Source organism: Acidovorax sp. Q11, from assembly GCF_054950075.1.
In genome coordinates this window covers 1-17351 of record NZ_JBUDZG010000025.1, presented here as the reverse complement: position 1 = coordinate 17351, position 17351 = coordinate 1, and the positions used below count along the sequence as shown (strand labels likewise).

General features: G+C 65.1%; 19 protein-coding genes. 2 read left to right on the top strand and 17 right to left on the bottom strand.

Going from position 1 to position 17351, the window contains the following annotated elements:
- Nucleotides 1–28: 28 nt before the first annotated feature.
- The 17 genes from ACYZGB_RS17395 to ACYZGB_RS17315 all read right to left on the bottom strand — a co-directional run bounded on the left by ACYZGB_RS17395 (nucleotide 29) and on the right by ACYZGB_RS17315 (nucleotide 15012).
- Nucleotides 29–919, bottom strand: coding sequence for a phytanoyl-CoA dioxygenase family protein (locus ACYZGB_RS17395; protein ID WP_462390085.1), 891 nt, complete (start codon nucleotides 917–919; stop codon nucleotides 29–31).
- A 61-nt stretch (nucleotides 920–980) separates the two neighbouring features.
- A complete protein-coding gene (locus tag ACYZGB_RS17390) occupies nucleotides 981–1757 on the bottom strand; it encodes an amino acid ABC transporter ATP-binding protein (RefSeq protein ID WP_462390083.1) in 777 nt (258 codons plus the stop codon).
- A gap of 14 nt (nucleotides 1758–1771) precedes the next feature.
- Nucleotides 1772–2440: an amino acid ABC transporter permease gene (locus ACYZGB_RS17385; protein ID WP_010465675.1), complete on the bottom strand. Its 669-nt coding sequence runs from the start codon at nucleotides 2438–2440 to the stop codon at nucleotides 1772–1774.
- A 29-nt stretch (nucleotides 2441–2469) separates the two neighbouring features.
- Entirely contained in the window at nucleotides 2470–3219 is a 750-nt protein-coding gene (locus tag ACYZGB_RS17380) for a glutamine ABC transporter substrate-binding protein (RefSeq protein WP_063460536.1), read from the bottom strand.
- 31 nt (nucleotides 3220–3250) lie between these two features.
- Complete coding sequence (locus tag ACYZGB_RS17375; protein ID WP_462390081.1) at nucleotides 3251–3997, bottom strand: IclR family transcriptional regulator; 747 nt, start codon at nucleotides 3995–3997, stop codon at nucleotides 3251–3253.
- Between the two features lie 104 nt (nucleotides 3998–4101).
- The gene (gene hutU, locus ACYZGB_RS17370) at nucleotides 4102–5826 is read right to left on the bottom strand and encodes a urocanate hydratase (protein WP_462390079.1); all 1725 of its coding nucleotides are present in this window, start codon (nucleotides 5824–5826) and stop codon (nucleotides 4102–4104) included.
- Between the two features lie 39 nt (nucleotides 5827–5865).
- The gene (hutH, locus tag ACYZGB_RS17365; RefSeq protein ID WP_462390077.1) at nucleotides 5866–7404 is read right to left on the bottom strand and encodes a histidine ammonia-lyase; all 1539 of its coding nucleotides are present in this window, start codon (nucleotides 7402–7404) and stop codon (nucleotides 5866–5868) included.
- Nucleotides 7405–7469: 65 nt separating this feature from the next.
- Nucleotides 7470–8282 (bottom strand): histidine utilization repressor, encoded by an 813-nt coding sequence (gene hutC / locus ACYZGB_RS17360; protein ID WP_462390076.1) that lies wholly within the window; start codon nucleotides 8280–8282, stop codon nucleotides 7470–7472.
- Nucleotides 8283–8310: 28 nt separating this feature from the next.
- Nucleotides 8311–9090, bottom strand: coding sequence for an ABC transporter ATP-binding protein (locus ACYZGB_RS17355; RefSeq protein WP_462390075.1), 780 nt, complete (start codon nucleotides 9088–9090; stop codon nucleotides 8311–8313).
- Nucleotides 9087–9923, bottom strand: a complete 837-nt coding sequence (locus tag ACYZGB_RS17350) for an ABC transporter permease (protein WP_462390073.1) — start codon at nucleotides 9921–9923, stop codon at nucleotides 9087–9089. Before ACYZGB_RS17350 ends, ACYZGB_RS17355 begins: the two co-directional genes overlap by 4 nt.
- Before the next feature lie 23 nt (nucleotides 9924–9946).
- Nucleotides 9947–10912: an ABC transporter substrate-binding protein gene (locus tag ACYZGB_RS17345; RefSeq protein ID WP_462390072.1), complete on the bottom strand. Its 966-nt coding sequence runs from the start codon at nucleotides 10910–10912 to the stop codon at nucleotides 9947–9949.
- A gap of 383 nt (nucleotides 10913–11295) precedes the next feature.
- A complete protein-coding gene (locus tag ACYZGB_RS17340) occupies nucleotides 11296–12687 on the bottom strand; it encodes a sensor histidine kinase (protein WP_462390070.1) in 1392 nt (463 codons plus the stop codon).
- A complete protein-coding gene (locus ACYZGB_RS17335) occupies nucleotides 12684–13370 on the bottom strand; it encodes a response regulator transcription factor (RefSeq protein WP_462390068.1) in 687 nt (228 codons plus the stop codon). The genes ACYZGB_RS17340 and ACYZGB_RS17335 overlap by 4 nt, the downstream gene beginning before the upstream one ends.
- A 17-nt stretch (nucleotides 13371–13387) precedes the next feature.
- A complete protein-coding gene (locus ACYZGB_RS17330; protein WP_462390066.1) occupies nucleotides 13388–13723 on the bottom strand; it encodes a hypothetical protein in 336 nt (111 codons plus the stop codon).
- 17 nt (nucleotides 13724–13740) lie between these two features.
- Nucleotides 13741–14208: a Spy/CpxP family protein refolding chaperone gene (locus tag ACYZGB_RS17325; RefSeq protein WP_462390064.1), complete on the bottom strand. Its 468-nt coding sequence runs from the start codon at nucleotides 14206–14208 to the stop codon at nucleotides 13741–13743.
- Between the two features lie 145 nt (nucleotides 14209–14353).
- Nucleotides 14354–14632, bottom strand: a complete 279-nt coding sequence (locus ACYZGB_RS17320) for a hypothetical protein (protein WP_462390062.1) — start codon at nucleotides 14630–14632, stop codon at nucleotides 14354–14356.
- A gap of 119 nt (nucleotides 14633–14751) precedes the next feature.
- A complete protein-coding gene (locus tag ACYZGB_RS17315) occupies nucleotides 14752–15012 on the bottom strand; it encodes a hypothetical protein (RefSeq protein ID WP_199865945.1) in 261 nt (86 codons plus the stop codon).
- Between the two features lie 653 nt (nucleotides 15013–15665).
- Here ACYZGB_RS17315 and ACYZGB_RS17310 point away from each other — a divergent pair.
- Together ACYZGB_RS17310 and ACYZGB_RS17305 are read left to right on the top strand one after the other, a co-directional pair.
- The gene (locus ACYZGB_RS17310; RefSeq protein WP_462390060.1) at nucleotides 15666–16874 is read left to right on the top strand and encodes a tyrosine-type recombinase/integrase; all 1209 of its coding nucleotides are present in this window, start codon (nucleotides 15666–15668) and stop codon (nucleotides 16872–16874) included.
- Nucleotides 16875–16876: 2 nt separating this feature from the next.
- Nucleotides 16877–17140 (top strand): ogr/Delta-like zinc finger family protein, encoded by a 264-nt coding sequence (locus tag ACYZGB_RS17305; RefSeq protein ID WP_462390058.1) that lies wholly within the window; start codon nucleotides 16877–16879, stop codon nucleotides 17138–17140.
- Nucleotides 17141–17351: the final 211 nt, after the last annotated feature.

Below are 17351 nucleotides of genomic sequence, written 5' to 3'. Positions count from 1 at the left end.
TCGTTGTCGTTGTCGTCGTGTTCATCAATCAGGATGTTGCGGCAGTCTGCCCCGCGCCCGTCGCCAGCAGCGGGAACAGCGGATGGTCCATCTCCGCGCCAGCGGGCAACTCGTCGGCCAGGCCCGGAAACTCGGGCGAGGTCTTCCACCGCCGGGGCGCATGGCGCGTGTCGTCGCCGAGGAACCGCACCGAAAACACGCGGCGGCGGTTAGTGCCCTCTACCCCACCCGCCGCATGCAGCGTGAGCATGTGAAAACACACCACGTCACCGGGCTCGATCTCCCAGCCCACGATGGGGAAGGCATCGCGGTCAGCCTCGACATCGGGCAGATCCTGCAGGCTGCCTTCGGGGAACCACTTCGCCTGGTTGTCCATGAAGGTGCGCGGCATGAGCCATGGGCCTTTGTGTGAACCCGCCACGAACTCCAGCGTGGCCGCACGCGACACCGGGTCCACCGGTATCCACATGCTGATGTTCTGCATGCCGTCGATGTTGTAGTAGGGCTGGTCCTGGTGCCAGGGCGTGCGCTGGCGCGTGCCCGGCTCCTTCACCAGCACATGGTCGTGGTACAGCCGCACGGTGCGCGACTGCATCAGGCGCTGCGCAGCCAGCGCCAGCGGTGTCTCGCGCACAAAGCGGCCAAACTGCGGGATGTCCTGCCAGTTGCAGAAGTCCTCGAAGAAGCGGCCCGGGTCATCCGGCCTGCTGGCCACTTTGGCGCGCGGGCTGGGCGCGGCCAGGTTGGCGTCGATGCCGTCGCGCAGCAAGGCCACTTCATCGGGCGTGAGCAGCTGCTTGATGCACAGCGCGCCATCGCGGTCAAAGCGGGCAATGTCGTCTGGGGTCAGGCGCTCCTGCAAGCGCTGCTGAAAGCGTGCTGGCAAGGGTGTGTCCAAGGCAGATGAAGGCTGGGGCATCGGGGTTGTCTCCTTGATTGATATTGACCATGGTGCACCACGCCGCTCCCAGCCTCAGGCCTCAGGCGCGCGTGAGCACGGCTTGCAGGAAAGAGCGCGTGCGCTCCTGCGTCGGGTTGGTGAAGATGGTGGCAGGTTCACCGGACTCGATGATCCCGCCGCCGTCCATCACCACCACCACGTCGCCCACCTCGCGTGCAAAGTCCATTTCGTGCGTGACCACCATCATGGTCATGCCTTCGCTGGCCAGCAGCTTCATGACCTGCAGCACCTCGCCCACCAGCTCGGGGTCTAGCGCTGAGGTGGGCTCGTCGAACAGCATCACGCGCGGCTCCATGGCCAGCGCGCGGGCAATGGCCACACGCTGCTTCTGTCCGCCCGACAAGCTGGCGGGCATGGCCGTGGCTTTGTGCGCCAGGCCCACCTTGGCCAGCAGGGCCTGGGCACGCTCCTCGGCCTCCTTGCGCGACAGGCCGTGCAGCTTGCGCGGGCCCAGCGTGACGTTATCGAGCACCGACAAGTGCGGGAACAGGTTGAACGACTGGAACACCATGCCCACTTCTTCGCGCAGGGCGTTCAGGTCATGGTCAGGCAGCATGCGGCCGTCCTGCACCAGTGTGCGGCCACAGATCTCGACCGTGCCGCCTTCGGGCTGCTCCAGCCCGTTGCAGCAGCGCAAAAAGGTGCTCTTGCCCGAGCCGCTAGGCCCGATGACCACCACCACCTGCGACGGCAGCACGTCAAAATCGATGCCGTTCAGCACCACATGGTTGCCAAACGACTTGCGCAGTCCGCGAATGCGCACGATGGGCTCGGCGGAAGGGCTTGCTCCGGTCATCACAGAATTTTTCTTCATTGCACCATCCCCCCGGCACGCAGGCGCAACTCCATGCGGCGCAGCACCAACGACGTGACACCCGTGAGGATAAAATACACCACCGCAATTGCCAGGTACACCTCCAGCGAGCGGTACGACACACTGATGATCTTCTGCCCTTCGTGCATCAGGTCGTGGATGGTGAGCAGCGACACCAGCGCCGAGTTCTTGATCAACGCGATGAACTCATTGCCAAGCGGCGGAATCATGCGTACCACGGCCTGCGGCAGAACCACCGTGCGCATGGCCAGGCCCGAGGACATGCCGATGGAGCGCGCCGCCTCCATCTGCCCCTTGTCAATGGACTGGATGGCGCCGCGCACCACCTCGGACACATAGGCGCCCGAGTAGATGCCCAGGCCGATCACGCCGCACACAAAAGCGGGCAGCAGGATGCCGAACTGCGGCAGGCCAAAGAACAGGATGAACAACTGCACCAGCAGCGGCGTGCCACGGATCGCGGCCACGTAGGCGGTGCACAGGGCGTAGACCACGCGGCGCTTGGGGTTCAGGCGGCCAATGCCCACCAGCAGGCCCATGACGCAGCCCAGCAGCAGCGAGGCAGCCGTGATTTCCACAGTGACCAGCGCACCCGCCAGCAACTGGGGCAACCCGGCCCAGACAGGAGAAAAATCGAGTTCCATGGCTCAGTTCGGCAACGTGTGGCTGCGGTTTACTTGGCAGCGCTGTTGCTGAACCACTTCTTGACGATGGCCGCATAGGTGCCGTCGGCCTTGAGCTTGGTGATGGCACCGTTGACGGCCTTCGTCAGCTCCGGCGTGTCTTTGCGCAGGGCCATGCCGTATTCCTCGGTGGTGAGCTGCTCGTCGAGCACGCGCAGACCCGGGCGGGTGCGCACATACTGGAACGCGGCGGGCTTGCCGGTCACGGCGGCGTCGGCGCGGCCGATGTCCACCAGGTTGAACATCTCCTGGTTCTTCTCGACCTCAACGCGCTGCACCTTGGGGAATTTTTCGGTCAGGTACGACACCGACTTGGTACCCACCTGCACGCTGACCTTTTTGCCGTCCAGGTCGGCGAGCTTGTTGATGGCCTTGTTGTCGGCCTTCACCATCACCACCAGGCCACCGGCGTAGTAGGAGTCGGTGAAGTCCACCACCTTCTTGCGCTCGTCGGTGATGTAGATGGCCGACACCGCCATGTCAAAACGCTTGGAGATCAGGCCGGGAATCAGGCCCTTGAAGTCGATGTCCACCCATTCGACCTGCTTGCCCATGGTCTTGGCAATGGCCTCCACCAGCTCGATGTCGAAGCCCGTGCGTTTGCCGTTCTCGACAAACTCCATGGGCGGAAACGTGGCATCGGTGCCCACACGCAGGACGTTGTCCTGGGCCTGTGCACCCGTGGTGCAAAAGGCTGCGGCGGCCAGGCTGGCCAAAAGAAGGTTGCGACGAAGGTTCATGGGAAAAACTCCTGAGGAGGGGTGAGGGAAATCAGGGAGAAATGAGCTGGCGGGAGATGCGCGCTGCTGCGACGACGGCCATGCCGGTGAGTGCGGCCTCCTGCCCCTGGGCTCGCAAGATCGGGGCCATCAGGGTGATGGCCCCTGCCGCCTGCCGGGGAGAACCGAACACGGGCACGCTGACGCCCCAGACACCGGCATCCACTTCGCCGGAGCTGACTGCGTAACCCGCCTTGGCAATGCCCTCCAGCTCGGTCAGCGCCGCCTGGCGCTCAGCAGTGCCTGCACCGTAGTGCAGGTCCAGAATGGCATTGCGCGTGGCCGGGGCCACATGGGCGAGCAGGCACTTGGCGGAGGCGCCCGCACGCAACGGCACGCTGCGTCCTTTTTCAAACGAGCAGCGCAGGGCCTGCGTGCTGTCCACCATGTCCAGGCACACCACACTGTCGTTCACGGCCACCACCAGCCCCACGCTTTCGTGGGACTGCCGGGCCAGGGCCTGCATGTCCGGCCGCGCGTGGTGCACCAGGTGCGACGCCATGTCAAAGCCCAGGGCCAGTTGCAGGCTGAGCGGCCCGGGCGCGTAGTGCCCGCTGCTCTCCAGCACAAAGCCCCACAGCTTGAGCCGCGCCAGCTGCCGGTACAGCGTGCTGCGTGCCAAGCCCGTGGCCTCCACCAGCTCGGCCGCCGACATGGGCTGCCCGTGCTGCGCCAGCACCGCCAGCACGTGCAGAACACGGTCGGCGGCAGCAACGGAGGTTGGTCCACGGGTGGGCATGGACTCAGTATCAAAGTATTGCAGCGACATTCCTACCCTGCATTCCCATTTGATGGGAATGCAGTTCCCTTTTTCACATTCCTGTCATTCCCTCATTCTTCGGACTACTTCACCATCGGCAGCTTCAGCCCCTGCTTCTTCGCAGTCTCCACCGCCAGTTCGTAGCCCGCGTCGGCATGGCGCATCACGCCGCTGCCGCAGTCGTTGACCAGCACATTGGCAAGGCGCTGGGCCGCAGCTTCAGTGCCGTCGGCCACGATGACCATGCCCGAGTGCTGCGAGTAGCCCATGCCCACGCCGCCGCCGTGGTGCAGGCTGACCCAGGTGGCGCCGCCCGAGGTGTTGAGCAGCGCGTTGAGCAACGGCCAGTCGCTCACGGCGTCGGTGCCGTCGCGCATGCCCTCGGTCTCGCGGTTGGGGCTGGCCACGCTGCCGGTGTCCAGGTGGTCGCGGCCGATGACGATGGGGGCCTTGAGTTCGCCGTTCTTCACCATCTCATTGAAGGCCAGGCCCGCAATGTGGCGCTCGCCCAGGCCCAGCCAGCAGATGCGCGCGGGCAGGCCCTGGAAGGCGATGCGCTCACCCGCCATGTCGAGCCAGCGGTGCACGTGCTTGTTCTCGGGGAACAGTTCCTTGATCTTGGCGTCGGTCTTGCGGATGTCTTCCGGGTCGCCTGACAGCGCCACCCAGCGGAACGGGCCCTTGCCTTCGCAGAACAGCGGACGGATGTAGGCGGGCACAAAGCCGGGGAAGTCGAATGCGTCCTTCACGCCTTCGTCGAACGCCACCTGGCGGATGTTGTTGCCGTAGTCCACCACCGGGATGCCCATGTGCTGGAAGTCGAGCATGGCCTGCACATGCACGGCGCAGGACTTGGCAGCGGCCTTCTTCAGCACCTCGTGTTGCGTCACGTCCTGCTGCGCGGCGCGCCATTGCTCCACCGTCCAGCCGCTGGGCAGGTAGCCGTTGACGAGGTCGTGGGCCGAAGTCTGGTCGGTGACCAGGTCGGGCTTCAAGCCGCCGGCCTTGGCGCGTTTGACCAACTCCGGCAGTACATCCGCCGCGTTGCCCAGCAGCGCGATGGAGATGGCCTCCTTGGCCGCCGTGTGCTGCTGGATCAGCTCGAACGCATGGTCGATGTCGCGCGCCTGCTTGTCCACGTAGCGCGTGCGCAGGCGGAAGTCGATGCTGCTTTGCTGGCATTCGATATTGAGCGACACCGCGCCCGCAAAGGTAGCCGCCAGCGGCTGCGCGCCGCCCATGCCGCCCAGGCCTGCGGTCAAAATCCACTTGCCTTCGAGCGACCCGCCGTAGTGTTTGCGCCCGGCTTCGGCAAAGGTTTCGTAGGTGCCCTGCACGATGCCTTGCGTGCCGATGTAGATCCAGCTGCCCGCCGTCATCTGGCCGTACATGAACAGGCCCTTCTGGTCCAGCTCGCTGAAGTGCTCCCAGTTGGCCCACTTGGGCACCAGGTTGGAGTTGGCAAGCAGCACGCGCGGTGCGTTGGCGTGGGTCTTGAACACGCCCACGGGCTTGCCGGACTGGATGAGCAGGGTTTCGTCGTCGTTCAGGTCCTTGAGCGAGGCGAGGATCTGGTCATAACACTCCCAATTGCGCGCAGCGCGGCCGATGCCGCCATACACCACCAGGTCTTGCGGGCGCTCGGCCACCTCGGGGTCCAGGTTGTTCTGGAGCATGCGGTAGGCCGCTTCGGTGAGCCAGCTCTTGCAAGTGAGCTGGCTGCCGCGCGGCGCGCGGATCACGCGGCTGGCGTCGTGGCGGGGGTCGGTGTTGGAGGCGGCGGCGATGATGGCGTCGTTGGCGTTCATGGTGGGCTCCTGTGAATCAATGGGTGTGAATAGAAAAAATCAGGCGAAGCTGGGCAGGCACTGCGTGAGCGGCGCAGGCCATGCGGACTGCTGGGCCCATGCGCGCATGGCTTCGATGTCGGGGGCGAGGTAACGGTCTTGCTCCAGGTAGGCCACGCGCTCGCGGATGGCGGCGAATTGCGCTTCGATCAGCGGAGAGGATTTAAGGGTGCGGTCGAATTCCATGCCTTGCGCAGCGGCCATGGCCTCGATGCCGACCATCACGGCCGCATTGCGCACCATGTCACCCAGGCGGCGTGCGCCGTAGGTGGCCATCGACACATGGTCCTCCTGGTTGGCCGATGTGGGCAGGCTGGTTACGCTGCTGGGGTTGGCCAGGCACTGGTTTTCCGCCGCCAGCGCGGCGGCGGTCACCTGGGCGATCATGAAGCCTGAATTCACGCCGCTGTCGCGGATCAGGAACGCGGGCAGGCCTGACAGGCCGGGGTCCAGCAACAGAGACAGTCGGCGTTCGGAAATCGCACCGATCTCGGCCACCGCCAGCGCGATGATGTCGGCCACAAAAGCCACGGGCTCGGCGTGGAAGTTGCCGCCGGAGATCACATCACCGTTATCGAACACCAGGGGGTTGTCCGACGCGGCGTTCGCCTCGATGGTGAGCACGCGCGCGGCGTGGTGCAGGTTGTCCAGGCACGCGCCCATCACCTGCGGCACGCAGCGGATGGAGTACGGGTCTTGCACGCGGCCGCAATTCGGGTGCGAAGGGTCGATGGCGCTGCCGTCCAGCAGCGCGCGCACGGCGGCCGCCACGGCGATCTGCCCGGCCTGGCCGCGCGCTTCGTGGATGCGTGCATCAAAGGGTTTGACAGAGCCCTTGATGGCTTCGAGCGACAGGCAGCCCGCAACCAGCGCGGCGGCAAAGACGCTCTCGGCACCAAACAAACCGGCCAGCGCGAGCGAAGTGGACACCTGCGTGCCGTTGAGCAGCGCCAGCCCTTCTTTGGGGCCCAGCACAAACGGCTGCAGGCCGATGGAGCGCATGGCCTCTGCACCCGGCACCACCTTGCCGTCCACCTTGGCCTGCCCTTCGCCAATCAGCACGCAGGCCATGTGCGCCAGCGGCGCCAGGTCGCCCGACGCGCCCACCGAGCCCTTGGCCGGAATCACCGGCAGCACGTTGGCGTTGGCCAGGGCCAGCAACGCATCCACCAGCTCGGGGCGCACGCCAGAGTGGCCACGCGCCAGGCTCACGGCCTTGGTGGCCAGGATGAGGCGCACCACCTCGTCGGGCAGCGCATCGCCCGTGCCCACACTGTGCGACAGCACCAGATTGCGCTGCAGCTCGGCCAGGCGCTCGTGGGCGATCTTGGTGCTGGCCAGCTTGCCAAAGCCGGTGTTGATGCCATAGACGACTTGGTCTTCATCGACGATGCGCTGCACCGTGGCCAGGGACTTCTGCAAACCCGCGCGGGCGGACGCATCGAGCACCAGTTGCACGGGGCCCGCGTGGATGCGGCGCAGCTCGGCCAGCGTGACGCGGCCAGGGTGCAGGGTGAGGGATGAGGCGTTGTGTGTCATGGCATTGATCCTGTATATACAAGTAAGTACAAGCGAAAAAATTCTGAGCTTTTGGCGAAAAACTTTCAACCGGCGACGGGGTTGCCGTCGGCTCGGAAGCGGCTGCCCAGGCGGTAGCGGGTGGCGGGGTGCAGGCAGCGCACCACGGTAATGGGCTCGCCGCGCGACCAGGTGCGGCGGGTGAGCAGCAGGCAAGGCTCCTGCGGGGACATCTCCAGCAGCGTGGCCTGCTCGGCGGTGGGCATGACAGCATCGACCACATGCTCGATCTGGTCGAAGGGCACGTTGCGCACCAGGTATTCGGAGGGCTGCAGCAGCGTGAAGTCCTGCGCGGCGAACTGGGGCACCTGGCGCGGGTTCACGTGGCGGTCTTCGAGCTGCACGGGCAGGCCGTCTTCGCGGTGGATGCACAGCGAGTGAAACACCGACTCGCCGGTGCGCAGGTCCAGCGCAGCGGCCACTTCCAGCGTGGCGGAGGTGCGTTCCACCGTGAGCACGTCACAACGGTAGTCGTGCCCGCGCTGGCGGATTTCGCTCGCCAGGTTGGCGATCTGCAGGAGCGTGGACTGGGGTTTGTCCTCGGCCACAAAACTGCCAACGCCCGCCACGCGCACGATGCGGCCCTGCTCCACCAGCTCACGCAGCGCGCGGTTCACCGTCATGCGCGAGATGCCGAACTGGGTGACCAGCTCGTTTTCAGACGGCAGGCGGTCGCCCGCGCGCCAGATGCCTTCCTGGATCTTGCGCGAGATGTGGTCCTTGACCTGCTCGTACAGTGCCATGGCCTGCGCGGGCGCAGCCACGGCGACCACCGCCTTGGCGGGCGTGGCGCTGCGCGGTGCTGTGGCTGCAGTGCGGCGGGAAGGACGGGCGCTCATGGGCTGGGTAGGTTCTGGCAGGTTCAGATCAGTGCAGGTCCGCCGCCATGGATTCGGCGCGGATCTCTTCGGTGAGGCGCGCCTTGAGGTCCATGAACTCGGGGCTGGTCTTTACGCGATAGTGGCGCGGGTGGGGCAAGTCCACCGCCAGCTCGGTCTTGATGCGGCCGGGCCGGGCGCTGAACACGGCCACGCGGTTGGCCATGAAGATGGCTTCGTCGATGTCGTGGGTGACAAACAGCACCGTCTTGCGCTCGGCCTCCCAGATGCCCAGCAGCAGCTCTTGCATGAGCACGCGGGTCTGGTTGTCCAGCGCGCCGAAGGGCTCGTCCATCAGCAGGATCTTGGGGTCGTTGGCCAGCGCGCGCGCGATGGCGGTGCGCTGCTGCATGCCGCCCGACAGCTGCTTGGGAAAATGCTGCTCGAAGCCGCGCAAGCCGACCTTGGCGATAAAGTAGGCAGCGCGCTCCTTTTGCTGCGCCTCGGGCATGCCGCGTTCGCGCAGGCCAAAGCGGATGTTCTGCTCGATGGTGAGCCAGGGGAACAACGTGTAGCTCTGGAACACCATGCCGCGGTCGGCGCCAGGGCCTTCCACGGGCACCCCATCCAGCAGCACGCGGCCGCTGGTGGCATGGTCCAGCCCCGCGACGATGCGCAGCAGCGTGGACTTGCCGCAGCCCGAGGGGCCGAGGATGGTCACGAAGTCGTTGTCCCGCACTTCAAAGTCCACCGGTTGCAGCGCCTGCGTGCGCTGGCCCTTGGCAGTCTCGAAAACGCGCGAGACGGCTTGAATGGAAACAGAGCTCATCGCACAAAACTCCAGGCAAACAGACGGTGGTTGAGCGCCTTGAAGGCGAAGTCGGACACCAGCCCGATGAGGCCGATGATGATGATGCCGAAGATGATCTGACCGGTGTTGAGCAGCGACTGGCTGTCGGTGATCATGTGACCGATACCACTGGACGAGCCGATCAGCTCGGCCACGATCACATAGGTCCAGGCCCAGCCCAGCACCAGGCGCAGGGTCTCGGCGATCTCGGGGGCTGCGCCGGGGATGAGCACGCGCGTGACGATGCCCTTGTGGCCCGCGCCCAGCGTGTAGGCAGCCTCGACCAGATCGCGCCGCGCGCCGCCCACGGTGACGGCGACCATGAGCGTGATCTGGAAGACCGAGCCGATGAAGATGACAAGGATCTTCTGCGCCTCGCCGATACCGGCCCACAGGATCAAGAGCGGGATGAAAGCCGACGCGGGCAGGTAGCGGCAAAAAGAGATGAAGGGCTCGAAGAAGGCCTCGATGCCCTTGTACGCGCCCATCGCAATGCCCAGCGGCACGGCAATGATGGCGGCCAGAATGAAGCCGCCGACCACACGCCAGATGGTCATGCCAATGTCTTTGATGAAGCCGTACTCGGTGAACAGCAGCCAGCCTTCCTTGGCCATGGTGATGGGGCTGGCCAGGAAGGTGGGCGACACGAAGCCGCCCAGCGTGAAGAACGCCCACACCAGCACGAACAACACAAAAAAGCCGAAGCCCAGCAGCCAGCGCGCACGGGCGCTCACGGGCTCCAGCGGAGCGAGCGAACGCCGGCGCACAGGTGCTTTCGACTCGGTAACGGACAGGGGTTGCACGGCAGACATGGCGCGTTCTTCTTCCAGTTTTTTTACTTGATGAAGCTCGCGTCGAACGTGACCGCCAGGTCCTCATTCGCCTTGCGGATGATGCCGGCCTCCAGCAGGATGGCTGTGGCGTCTTTCATGAAGGTCTGCAGCTCGCCCGCAAAGAACTTCTGGTTGGCGGCCTTGTCCTGCCAGCGCAGGAACGACGACGACTTGGCAAACTGCTCGCCCGTCTGCTTGACGGCGGCGCCCATGATCTCGTTGGACTTGGTGGGGTCCGCCTTGATCATGTCAAGCGCCTGAAAGTACGAATTGGCCAGGGCCTGTGCGGCCTTGCCGTTGGCCTTGAGCCAGGTGGGGTCGCAGCCCACGGTGTCCATGACCATGGGGTAGTCAAGGGTGGTGGCCAAAATCTTGCCGGCAGCAGGGTTGTCGCGCACGGTGGAGAGGTAGGGCTCGTACGTCATGGCAGCATCGTTCTGACCCGCCACGAAGGCCTGCGCGGCCGCCTGGGGCGACAGCGTGGTGGTCTTCACGTCCTTGAGGCTCATGCCGTTCTTGCTCAGCATCCAGGCCAGGCCGAAGTACGGGGCGGTGCCGGGCGCATCCACGCCAATGGTTTTGCCCTTGAGGTCGGCAAAGCTGTTGATGTTGCCGCGCACCGCGATGCCGTCGGCGCCGTAGGACTTGTCCATCTGGAAGATCTGCACGATGGGCACGCCGTTGGCGTTCCAGGCCACATGTGTTTCGACGGTGGTGGCTGCGCACTGGATGGACTTGGAGGCCAGGGCCAGGTGGCGGTCCTTCTGCGGAATCATCTTGATTTCCACATCCAGACCGTTCTTCTTGAAGATGCCCGCCTTGTCGGCGAGGGTGAGCGGTGCAAAACCCGTCCAGCCGGACATGCCCAGCACAATCTTGGTGTCCTGCGCCTGGGCCGGTGCGGCCAGTGCCATCACACATGCTGCTGCCGCTGCCAGCGACGTCCATTTCACAACCGATCGAGTCATCATCTGCTCCTGTTTGAAAAAAGTACCACCCCAGCCGGTCCGCACCTGCGTTCCGGTCGCCATGATGACACTGGGAGCATACCTGTATATACAGGGTAAACACCAGAAAAACCGGGTCACCGGGCGAGGTGATACGTACACAGCAAAAACGGGGCCAGGCCACGCGGACTTCGCGGGGCCTGCAGCAGAAACACAAATACTACAAAATTAATAGCAATAAATGCTTTACCAGCGCGCGGTAACGGCCATTTTTTGCCATAAACGACCCATGGCTACCAGGCCACGGGCCCACAAGGGCTATCGCACCGCCCCAGTGCAGGCCTGCGCCGAGCAGGCGCCGCACCTACGGGGCAACGCTGCGTCCCTCCCGGGGACACAGAAGCTCACTCCACCACGGGCAGGCGCACCGTGACCGAGAGGCCCGGCTCGGCATTGCGCATGTGCAGCTGCCCGTCGTGCGCCTGGGCCACCAGGCGGCACAGGTACAGGCCCAGCCCCACCCCACCGGTGGTGCGCTGGCGGGCCGTGTCCGGGCGGTAGAAGGCCTGGGCCAGATGCGGCAGGTGCTCGGGGGGCACACCCCGGCCATGGTCGCGTACTTCCAGCTCCACCAAGCGCCGGTCGCCATCCAGCCGCAGGTGCAACTCGGGGGGCAAGGTTCCCGATTCGCTGTGGCGCAGGCTGTTGTCCAGCAGGTTGCGCAGCAGCAGCCGCAGGCGGGAGCGGTCGAGCCGGATGGTGGGCAGGTCTGGCGGCGCGTGCAGCACGATATCGGCGGCGCCCACATGGCGCGAGCCCAGCTCTGCGATCACCTCGCGCGCCAGCTCCGTGAGGTCGGTGGGCTCGCGGTGCAGCGCGGCGTGGCGCCCGGCCAGGCGCTCGCTCTCCAGCAGGTCGGTGATGAGGCCCGCCATTTCGCCCAGGTCGCGCAGCAGGGCCAGGCGCTGGGCCTCAATGTCGGCGGTCTCGGGCAGCAGCTCGGTGTTCAGCCGGGCGCGGGTCAGCGGGCTGCGCAACTCGTGGCTCATGGCCAGCAGCAGGGCACGCTTGGCTTCGAGCATCTGATGAATGTCGTCGCCCATGGTGTTGATGGTGGCCGCCAGCTGCCCCAGTTCATCGGGCCGGTGCGCATGCCGCACGGGGATGGGCTGGGCGAAGTTGCCGTTACCAAAACGCTGGGCGCCCTGGCGGATGTCGTCCAGCGGGCGCAGCAGGTGGCGCACATACACATAGGCCAGCGCCGTCAGCAGCAGAAGCACGGTGAGCGTGCCCCAGGCGATGCGCGGGCGCTTGTCCCACGACAGCGCGTTGAGACCAAACTCGATGTGGTGCCCATCGGCCGTGGTGCGCTGCAGCAGGCCGTGACCGCTCTCATCGCCCGCCCAGTGGTCTTCCTTGCGGAACTTGTCACTGATCCAGTCGGAGCGTTGCTGGTCGGGGTGCGAAGCCCAGTGGATCTGCGGCCCGTCGATGCGCAGCGTGACGGGCAGGCGGTTGGCAATAGCCTGGGCACGTTCGATGCTGGGCGGGCTGCCGATCTCGGCGGTCAGCCTGTCCACATAGTCCATCAACAGAGGGCGGGCCGCTTCTTTCCATCCCACGGCTACTGCCTTCTGCACCCCGCCCATGAAGGTGACGGCCACCGTCACGGCCAGGGCCATGAAGACCAGCACCAGGCGAATGCGCAGCGAGTGCCCCACGGCGTGCCGCGCGCGGCGGTGCCAAGGGCAGTCGGGGTCCTGGGCCGCGAGTGTCTCGCGCACCTTCATCATCATGGCGCGGCCCGCCGCAGGGCCAGCGAATAGCCGGCATTGCGCAGCGTCTTGATGCAGTCGAGCGGCTCCAGTTTCTTGCGCAGGCGGCTCACCACAATGTCCACGGCGCGGGTGTACAGCTCGGCCTCGTGACCACGCAGCTGGTTCAGGATGTCGTCTCGGCTGAACACCTTGCCGGGCTCGCGGGCCAGCAGGTGCAGCAGGTCGAATTCGGTGCCGGTCAGCTCCACGGCCGTGCCCTGGCGCAACACACTGCGGCGGGCCGCGTCGATGGTGAGCCCGTCGAACTCCAGCGAGCCCACGGCCGCGCCCTGCCCCGGCCCGCGCCGGCGGCGCAGCACGGTCTGCAGGCGCGCCACCAGCTCACGCGGCTCAAAGGGTTTGGGCAAATAGTCGTCGGCCCCCAGCTCCAGCCCCACCACGCGGTCCATCACCTCACCGCGCGCAGTGAGCATCACGATGGGCAAGTCGCCCTGCTTGCGGATGGTGCGGCACAGCTCGAACCCATCCATCTCGGGCAGCATCACATCCAGGATGGCCGCATCGAAGCCCCCTGCCCCCAACTGGGCCAGTCCGTCGCTGGGTTTGAGGGCGTGGACCAGCTCCAGCTCGAACCGCTGGAAATAGATAGCCAGCGGGGGCCCGAGCTGGGCGTCGTCGTCGATGAGCAGGATGCGGTGCATGCGCAATTCTCACACCGTCAGGTGTTCACCCATCCGGTGGATGGTTCGCCGCCCTCGCCTTCGCCCACACCGAGCAAGGCGCGGTGCCGCACGATCAAGCGGCGCAGTCGGCCCTGGGCGCCCGCATGGAGCGCATCAAAATGATCGGCCGCGGCCAGCAAGGCAGGCAAGGTGTGGGCCGCAACCTCGGGCTGCCGGGCCACCAGGCCCAGCGCATGTTCGCGGTCAAAGCGCGGCCCCCAGACCAGGGACATCAGCTCATCGTGGGGGTCGGGCATGCCTGCCAGCAAGGCAGGCCCGTGTGTGCGCACGCCCTGCGCCAGGCGGTGGATGGGTTCCAGCGTGGGAGACATGGAAAGGCCCCCTGCCATCAACCGCGTGCCATCCAGCCCTTGCGCCGCTGCATCAGCTCGCGCACCTTTTGCTGCTGCTCGGGGTTCAGGCTGTCGTAGAAATCTGCCATCGCGCTGACCACCTCGGGGCTGTGGGCTTGCACGGCGCGGATTTTCTCGTCCAGCAAGGTCTGCGCGCGTGCACGGTCGAATTTTTCGCCCGCCACAATGGCCTGCACTTCTGCGCGCGGATCGGCCGTCTTGCCAATGAACGCCGTGCGCTGCGCCTCCATCTTGTCAGCCAGCACGTTGAGTTTGGCTTTTTGAGCGTCGTTCAGGTCCAGCTTGCTGCTGACGCGCTCAACCACCTTGCCACGCACTTCCGCCATCTTCTCGGCGTTCATGGGGCCACGGTGATGGTGGCCGCTGGAGCAGGCCGTCAAACCGCCCACCGCGATGGAAGCGCCAAAGATGCCCATCAGGGTTTTCTTGATCCAGGGTTTCATGATGCAGTCCTTTCGAGGACGGTGTTGAACATGACCCTGATGGTGCCGCGCGGCGCGCGCCACGTCGTCTCGACGCAGTTTCGGTTTATTTCATTTTGTTTCGCATGACATATTGGGAGTTACAGGCATTTATGCCCCTCCCCGCTCAGCGGACCACGGCCAACAACACCACCAACCGGTTGGCCAGCAGCGCCGCCTCATCCACCATCTGCGCCAAAGGCTTGGCGCCAATGCTCCACCCGCCATACCAGATGACAAAGGCGGTCACTCCGGGAAACGACTGGCCGCCGTGCGCGCCATAGGCGGCAATGGCTTCGTCAATGCGGGCATGCAGGGTCGCCGCCCCGACCTGGGCCTTGCCATCGAACACCCTGGCCAGGTATTGGTGGGAGCCTTCATGCCGGATATGCAAGGTCAGCACCATCATGGTCCTCCGCACGGGCCCAGCCCCACCAGAGAAGGGCACAACCATGGCCCGCCCCACGGCGCCTGCGTGTGACAGGCCCAGCTCGCAGCATCAGGCCGGAAGCATCGGCACCGCCATCAATCAAATGAGGGTTCCAGATCACACAGTGGTCGAAGGCGCGGCACAGAAGAAGGCCAGCCACCGGCACGCAGGGTGGCCCGCCCCAGACCGGTGATGTACAGCACCTGCGCCCGGGGCTGCGGCGCATCCACGGGTGGCAGTTGCACCTCCACCATGCCCGCCGCGCGCAACACCCGCAGCTTGTCGATGTTGGTGACGTCCGATTCAATCAGAGGCAACTCATCCCGCGCCAGCCCCTGCAGGTACTCCATTGGCATAAGTGGCCTCCGGCTTGAACGAGCGGGCATTGTGCGGCGCTGGGTTGTGTTTATCAAGGGCTGATACACACACCTACAGATGCAGGGGTATTTGCTACACAAAACCGCGCCACGAATGAAAAGGGCGCTCGCTGAAAGTCAGCGAGCGCCCTTGGGCTGGCGGCTACTGAAAGAAGCCCGCGAAACCGCATGAATGCTAGGTTTCCGCAATTCAGTTTTTTCGCTGTACCCCCGCTTGTACCCCCACCCCTGTTTGGCTACCCACCAAACAGGGTGTGGCGTCAGGATAGCGCGCAGGTGCGCCGCCATAGAAAAAACACTTGCTCGCGCATGGACGGTCAGCAAACCCCTCAAAGCCTACAAACCCCACCAGTCGGCCTCGGTGTGCAGGCCGCAAAGCGGGGCTTCTGCCATTTTCACTTGCTCGCGCTTCGACGGTCGGTAAACCCTCCAAAGCCTACAAACCCCACCAGCCCGCCCGGCCTGCGGGTCTGCGAGTTGCCCCGCTGCTTTTTCACTGGCTCGCGTTTCGCCGGAAAAAAACCCCTCAAAACCCACCAAACCCTACCAAGCATCTCCACCCTGATGGCACACTGATACTGTGTTTAATAACAGATATCCCCTGGCGCTGGCCAGGGGGCTGCACGGTATCCATGCCCAAACGAATCCTCGAAAAAACCTCTCTGGAAGTCTCTCGCCTGCGCAGCGATGGCTCCTACGCCGTGGGTGGCGTGTCGGGTCTGTATCTCAAGATCGAAGGCGGCTCGCGCGCCTGGGTGGTCCGTTATGTGCACGATGGCCACCGCCGCCGCATGGGCCTGGGCAGCTATCCGCTGGTCGGCCTGGCTGAAGCGCGCGAGGCTGCCCGCAACGCCCTCAAACTGCGCCTGGGCGGCGTTGACCCGCTGCAGGCCCGGCAGGCCCAGCGCGAAGCGGCCCGGCTGGCAATGGCGCGGCAGGTGCGCTTTGATGACGCGGCCGAAGCGTTCATTGCCGAACACGAAGGCACATGGCGCAGCCTCAAGCATGCGAAGCAATGGCGCAGCACCCTGGCCACATATGCATTCCCCCACATCGGCCACCTGCAGGTGGCAGACATCGGGCAGGCCCACGTGCTGCAGGTGCTGGCCCCCATCTGGAAGACCAAGACAGAAACCGCCTCGCGGCTGCGCGGCCGCATCGAGCAGGTGTTGGACTGGGCCACGGCCCATGGCCACCGCACCGGCCCCAACCCTGCCCGCTGGCGCGGCCAGCTTGAACACATCCTGGCGGACCCGAACAAGCTGGCGCCGGTCAAACACCACGCGGCCATGCCCGTGGCCATGCTGCCCGATACCTACCAGCGGCTGCTGGCCATGGATGGGCAAAGCGCTGGCGCGCTGTGCTTTCTCATCCTCACGGCCGCACGCTCGAGCGAGGTGCGGGGCATGGTCTGGAGCGAGGTCGATCTAGAGGCCGGTCTGTGGACGGTGCCCGCCGAACGGATGAAGTCCAACAGGGAACACCGCGTGCCCCTTTCGAGCCAAGCGCTAGAACTGCTCAGGGCGCAGCCGCGCATCCCATCGGTCGAGCATGTGTTCCCGTCCAACCGAAAAGGCCCGCTGTCCGATATGGCCCTCACGGCCGTGATGCGTCGGCATGAACTGGGCGCAGTGCCCCATGGCTTTCGGTCAACGTTCAGGGACTGGGCTGGGGAGATGACACACCACGCGCGCGATGCAATAGAGCTGTGTCTGGCTCACGCAATCGACACCCGGACCGAAGCAGCCTACCGGCGCGGGGACATGCTGGAAAAGCGCACGGCCATCATGCAGGACTGGGCAGACTTTGCATCTGCAGGGGCAACGGGGAAGGCGCAATGAAGATGAATTGCCCCCACTGCAAGTGCATCGCGCGCCTGCATTCGCTGCACGCGGCGGGCCTCTTGTTCAGGGAGCATGTCTACTGCTGCTCGAACCCTTATTGCGGGCACACCTTCATACTCCGCAGCGAAGTCGGGCGCACCCTCACGCCTTCAAAAATACCTGATCCGAACGTGCACATCCCGATATCGCTGCGCGCGGCCAAGCGCCGGGAGAACAAAGAAAAGCGCGAGATCTTCGCTGCTCTGCGCGGCGCCAACGGCTGAAGCCCTCCGCGAGCGCTTGAAACAAGCTCTTGAGGACGCTGAAGGAAGATGGCAAACGATCATTGTGGATAGCAGCTATTAGACGGGCGGTCTCAAATCTGAAGTGCAACACCGCTGGTTGATATTCAATGAATGGTAGCGGAGCTCTTCTCGGCAATGGTCGTCATGAATTGCTGGAAAGCCTGATAGGGAGAATCCCAGCCGAGCGTCT

Bases quoted from the DNA above. Each gene is read 5' to 3' on its own strand.
- hutH (WP_462390077.1), bottom strand. From the start codon at position 7,404: ATGACACACAACGCCTCATCCCTCACCCTGCACCCTGGCCGCGTCACG.
- ACYZGB_RS17340 (WP_462390070.1), bottom strand. From the start codon at position 12,687: ATGATGATGAAGGTGCGCGAGACACTCGCGGCCCAGGACCCCGACTGC.
- ACYZGB_RS17355 (WP_462390075.1), bottom strand. From the start codon at position 9,090: ATGAGCTCTGTTTCCATTCAAGCCGTCTCGCGCGTTTTCGAGACTGCC.
- ACYZGB_RS17305 (WP_462390058.1), top strand. From the start codon at position 16,877: ATGAATTGCCCCCACTGCAAGTGCATCGCGCGCCTGCATTCGCTGCAC.
- hutU (WP_462390079.1), bottom strand. From the start codon at position 5,826: ATGAACGCCAACGACGCCATCATCGCCGCCGCCTCCAACACCGACCCC.
- ACYZGB_RS17345 (WP_462390072.1), bottom strand. From the start codon at position 10,912: ATGACTCGATCGGTTGTGAAATGGACGTCGCTGGCAGCGGCAGCAGCA.
- ACYZGB_RS17310 (WP_462390060.1), top strand. From the start codon at position 15,666: ATGCCCAAACGAATCCTCGAAAAAACCTCTCTGGAAGTCTCTCGCCTG.
- hutC (WP_462390076.1), bottom strand. From the start codon at position 8,282: ATGAGCGCCCGTCCTTCCCGCCGCACTGCAGCCACAGCACCGCGCAGC.
- ACYZGB_RS17350 (WP_462390073.1), bottom strand. From the start codon at position 9,923: ATGTCTGCCGTGCAACCCCTGTCCGTTACCGAGTCGAAAGCACCTGTG.
- ACYZGB_RS17375 (WP_462390081.1), bottom strand. From the start codon at position 3,997: ATGCCCACCCGTGGACCAACCTCCGTTGCTGCCGCCGACCGTGTTCTG.
- ACYZGB_RS17325 (WP_462390064.1), bottom strand. From the start codon at position 14,208: ATGAAACCCTGGATCAAGAAAACCCTGATGGGCATCTTTGGCGCTTCC.
- ACYZGB_RS17335 (WP_462390068.1), bottom strand. From the start codon at position 13,370: ATGCACCGCATCCTGCTCATCGACGACGACGCCCAGCTCGGGCCCCCG.
- ACYZGB_RS17390 (WP_462390083.1), bottom strand. From the start codon at position 1,757: ATGACCGGAGCAAGCCCTTCCGCCGAGCCCATCGTGCGCATTCGCGGA.
- ACYZGB_RS17380 (WP_063460536.1), bottom strand. From the start codon at position 3,219: ATGAACCTTCGTCGCAACCTTCTTTTGGCCAGCCTGGCCGCCGCAGCC.
- ACYZGB_RS17385 (WP_010465675.1), bottom strand. From the start codon at position 2,440: ATGGAACTCGATTTTTCTCCTGTCTGGGCCGGGTTGCCCCAGTTGCTG.
- ACYZGB_RS17320 (WP_462390062.1), bottom strand. From the start codon at position 14,632: ATGGTGCTGACCTTGCATATCCGGCATGAAGGCTCCCACCAATACCTG.
- ACYZGB_RS17315 (WP_199865945.1), bottom strand. From the start codon at position 15,012: ATGCCAATGGAGTACCTGCAGGGGCTGGCGCGGGATGAGTTGCCTCTG.
- ACYZGB_RS17330 (WP_462390066.1), bottom strand. From the start codon at position 13,723: ATGTCTCCCACGCTGGAACCCATCCACCGCCTGGCGCAGGGCGTGCGC.
- ACYZGB_RS17395 (WP_462390085.1), bottom strand. From the start codon at position 919: ATGCCCCAGCCTTCATCTGCCTTGGACACACCCTTGCCAGCACGCTTT.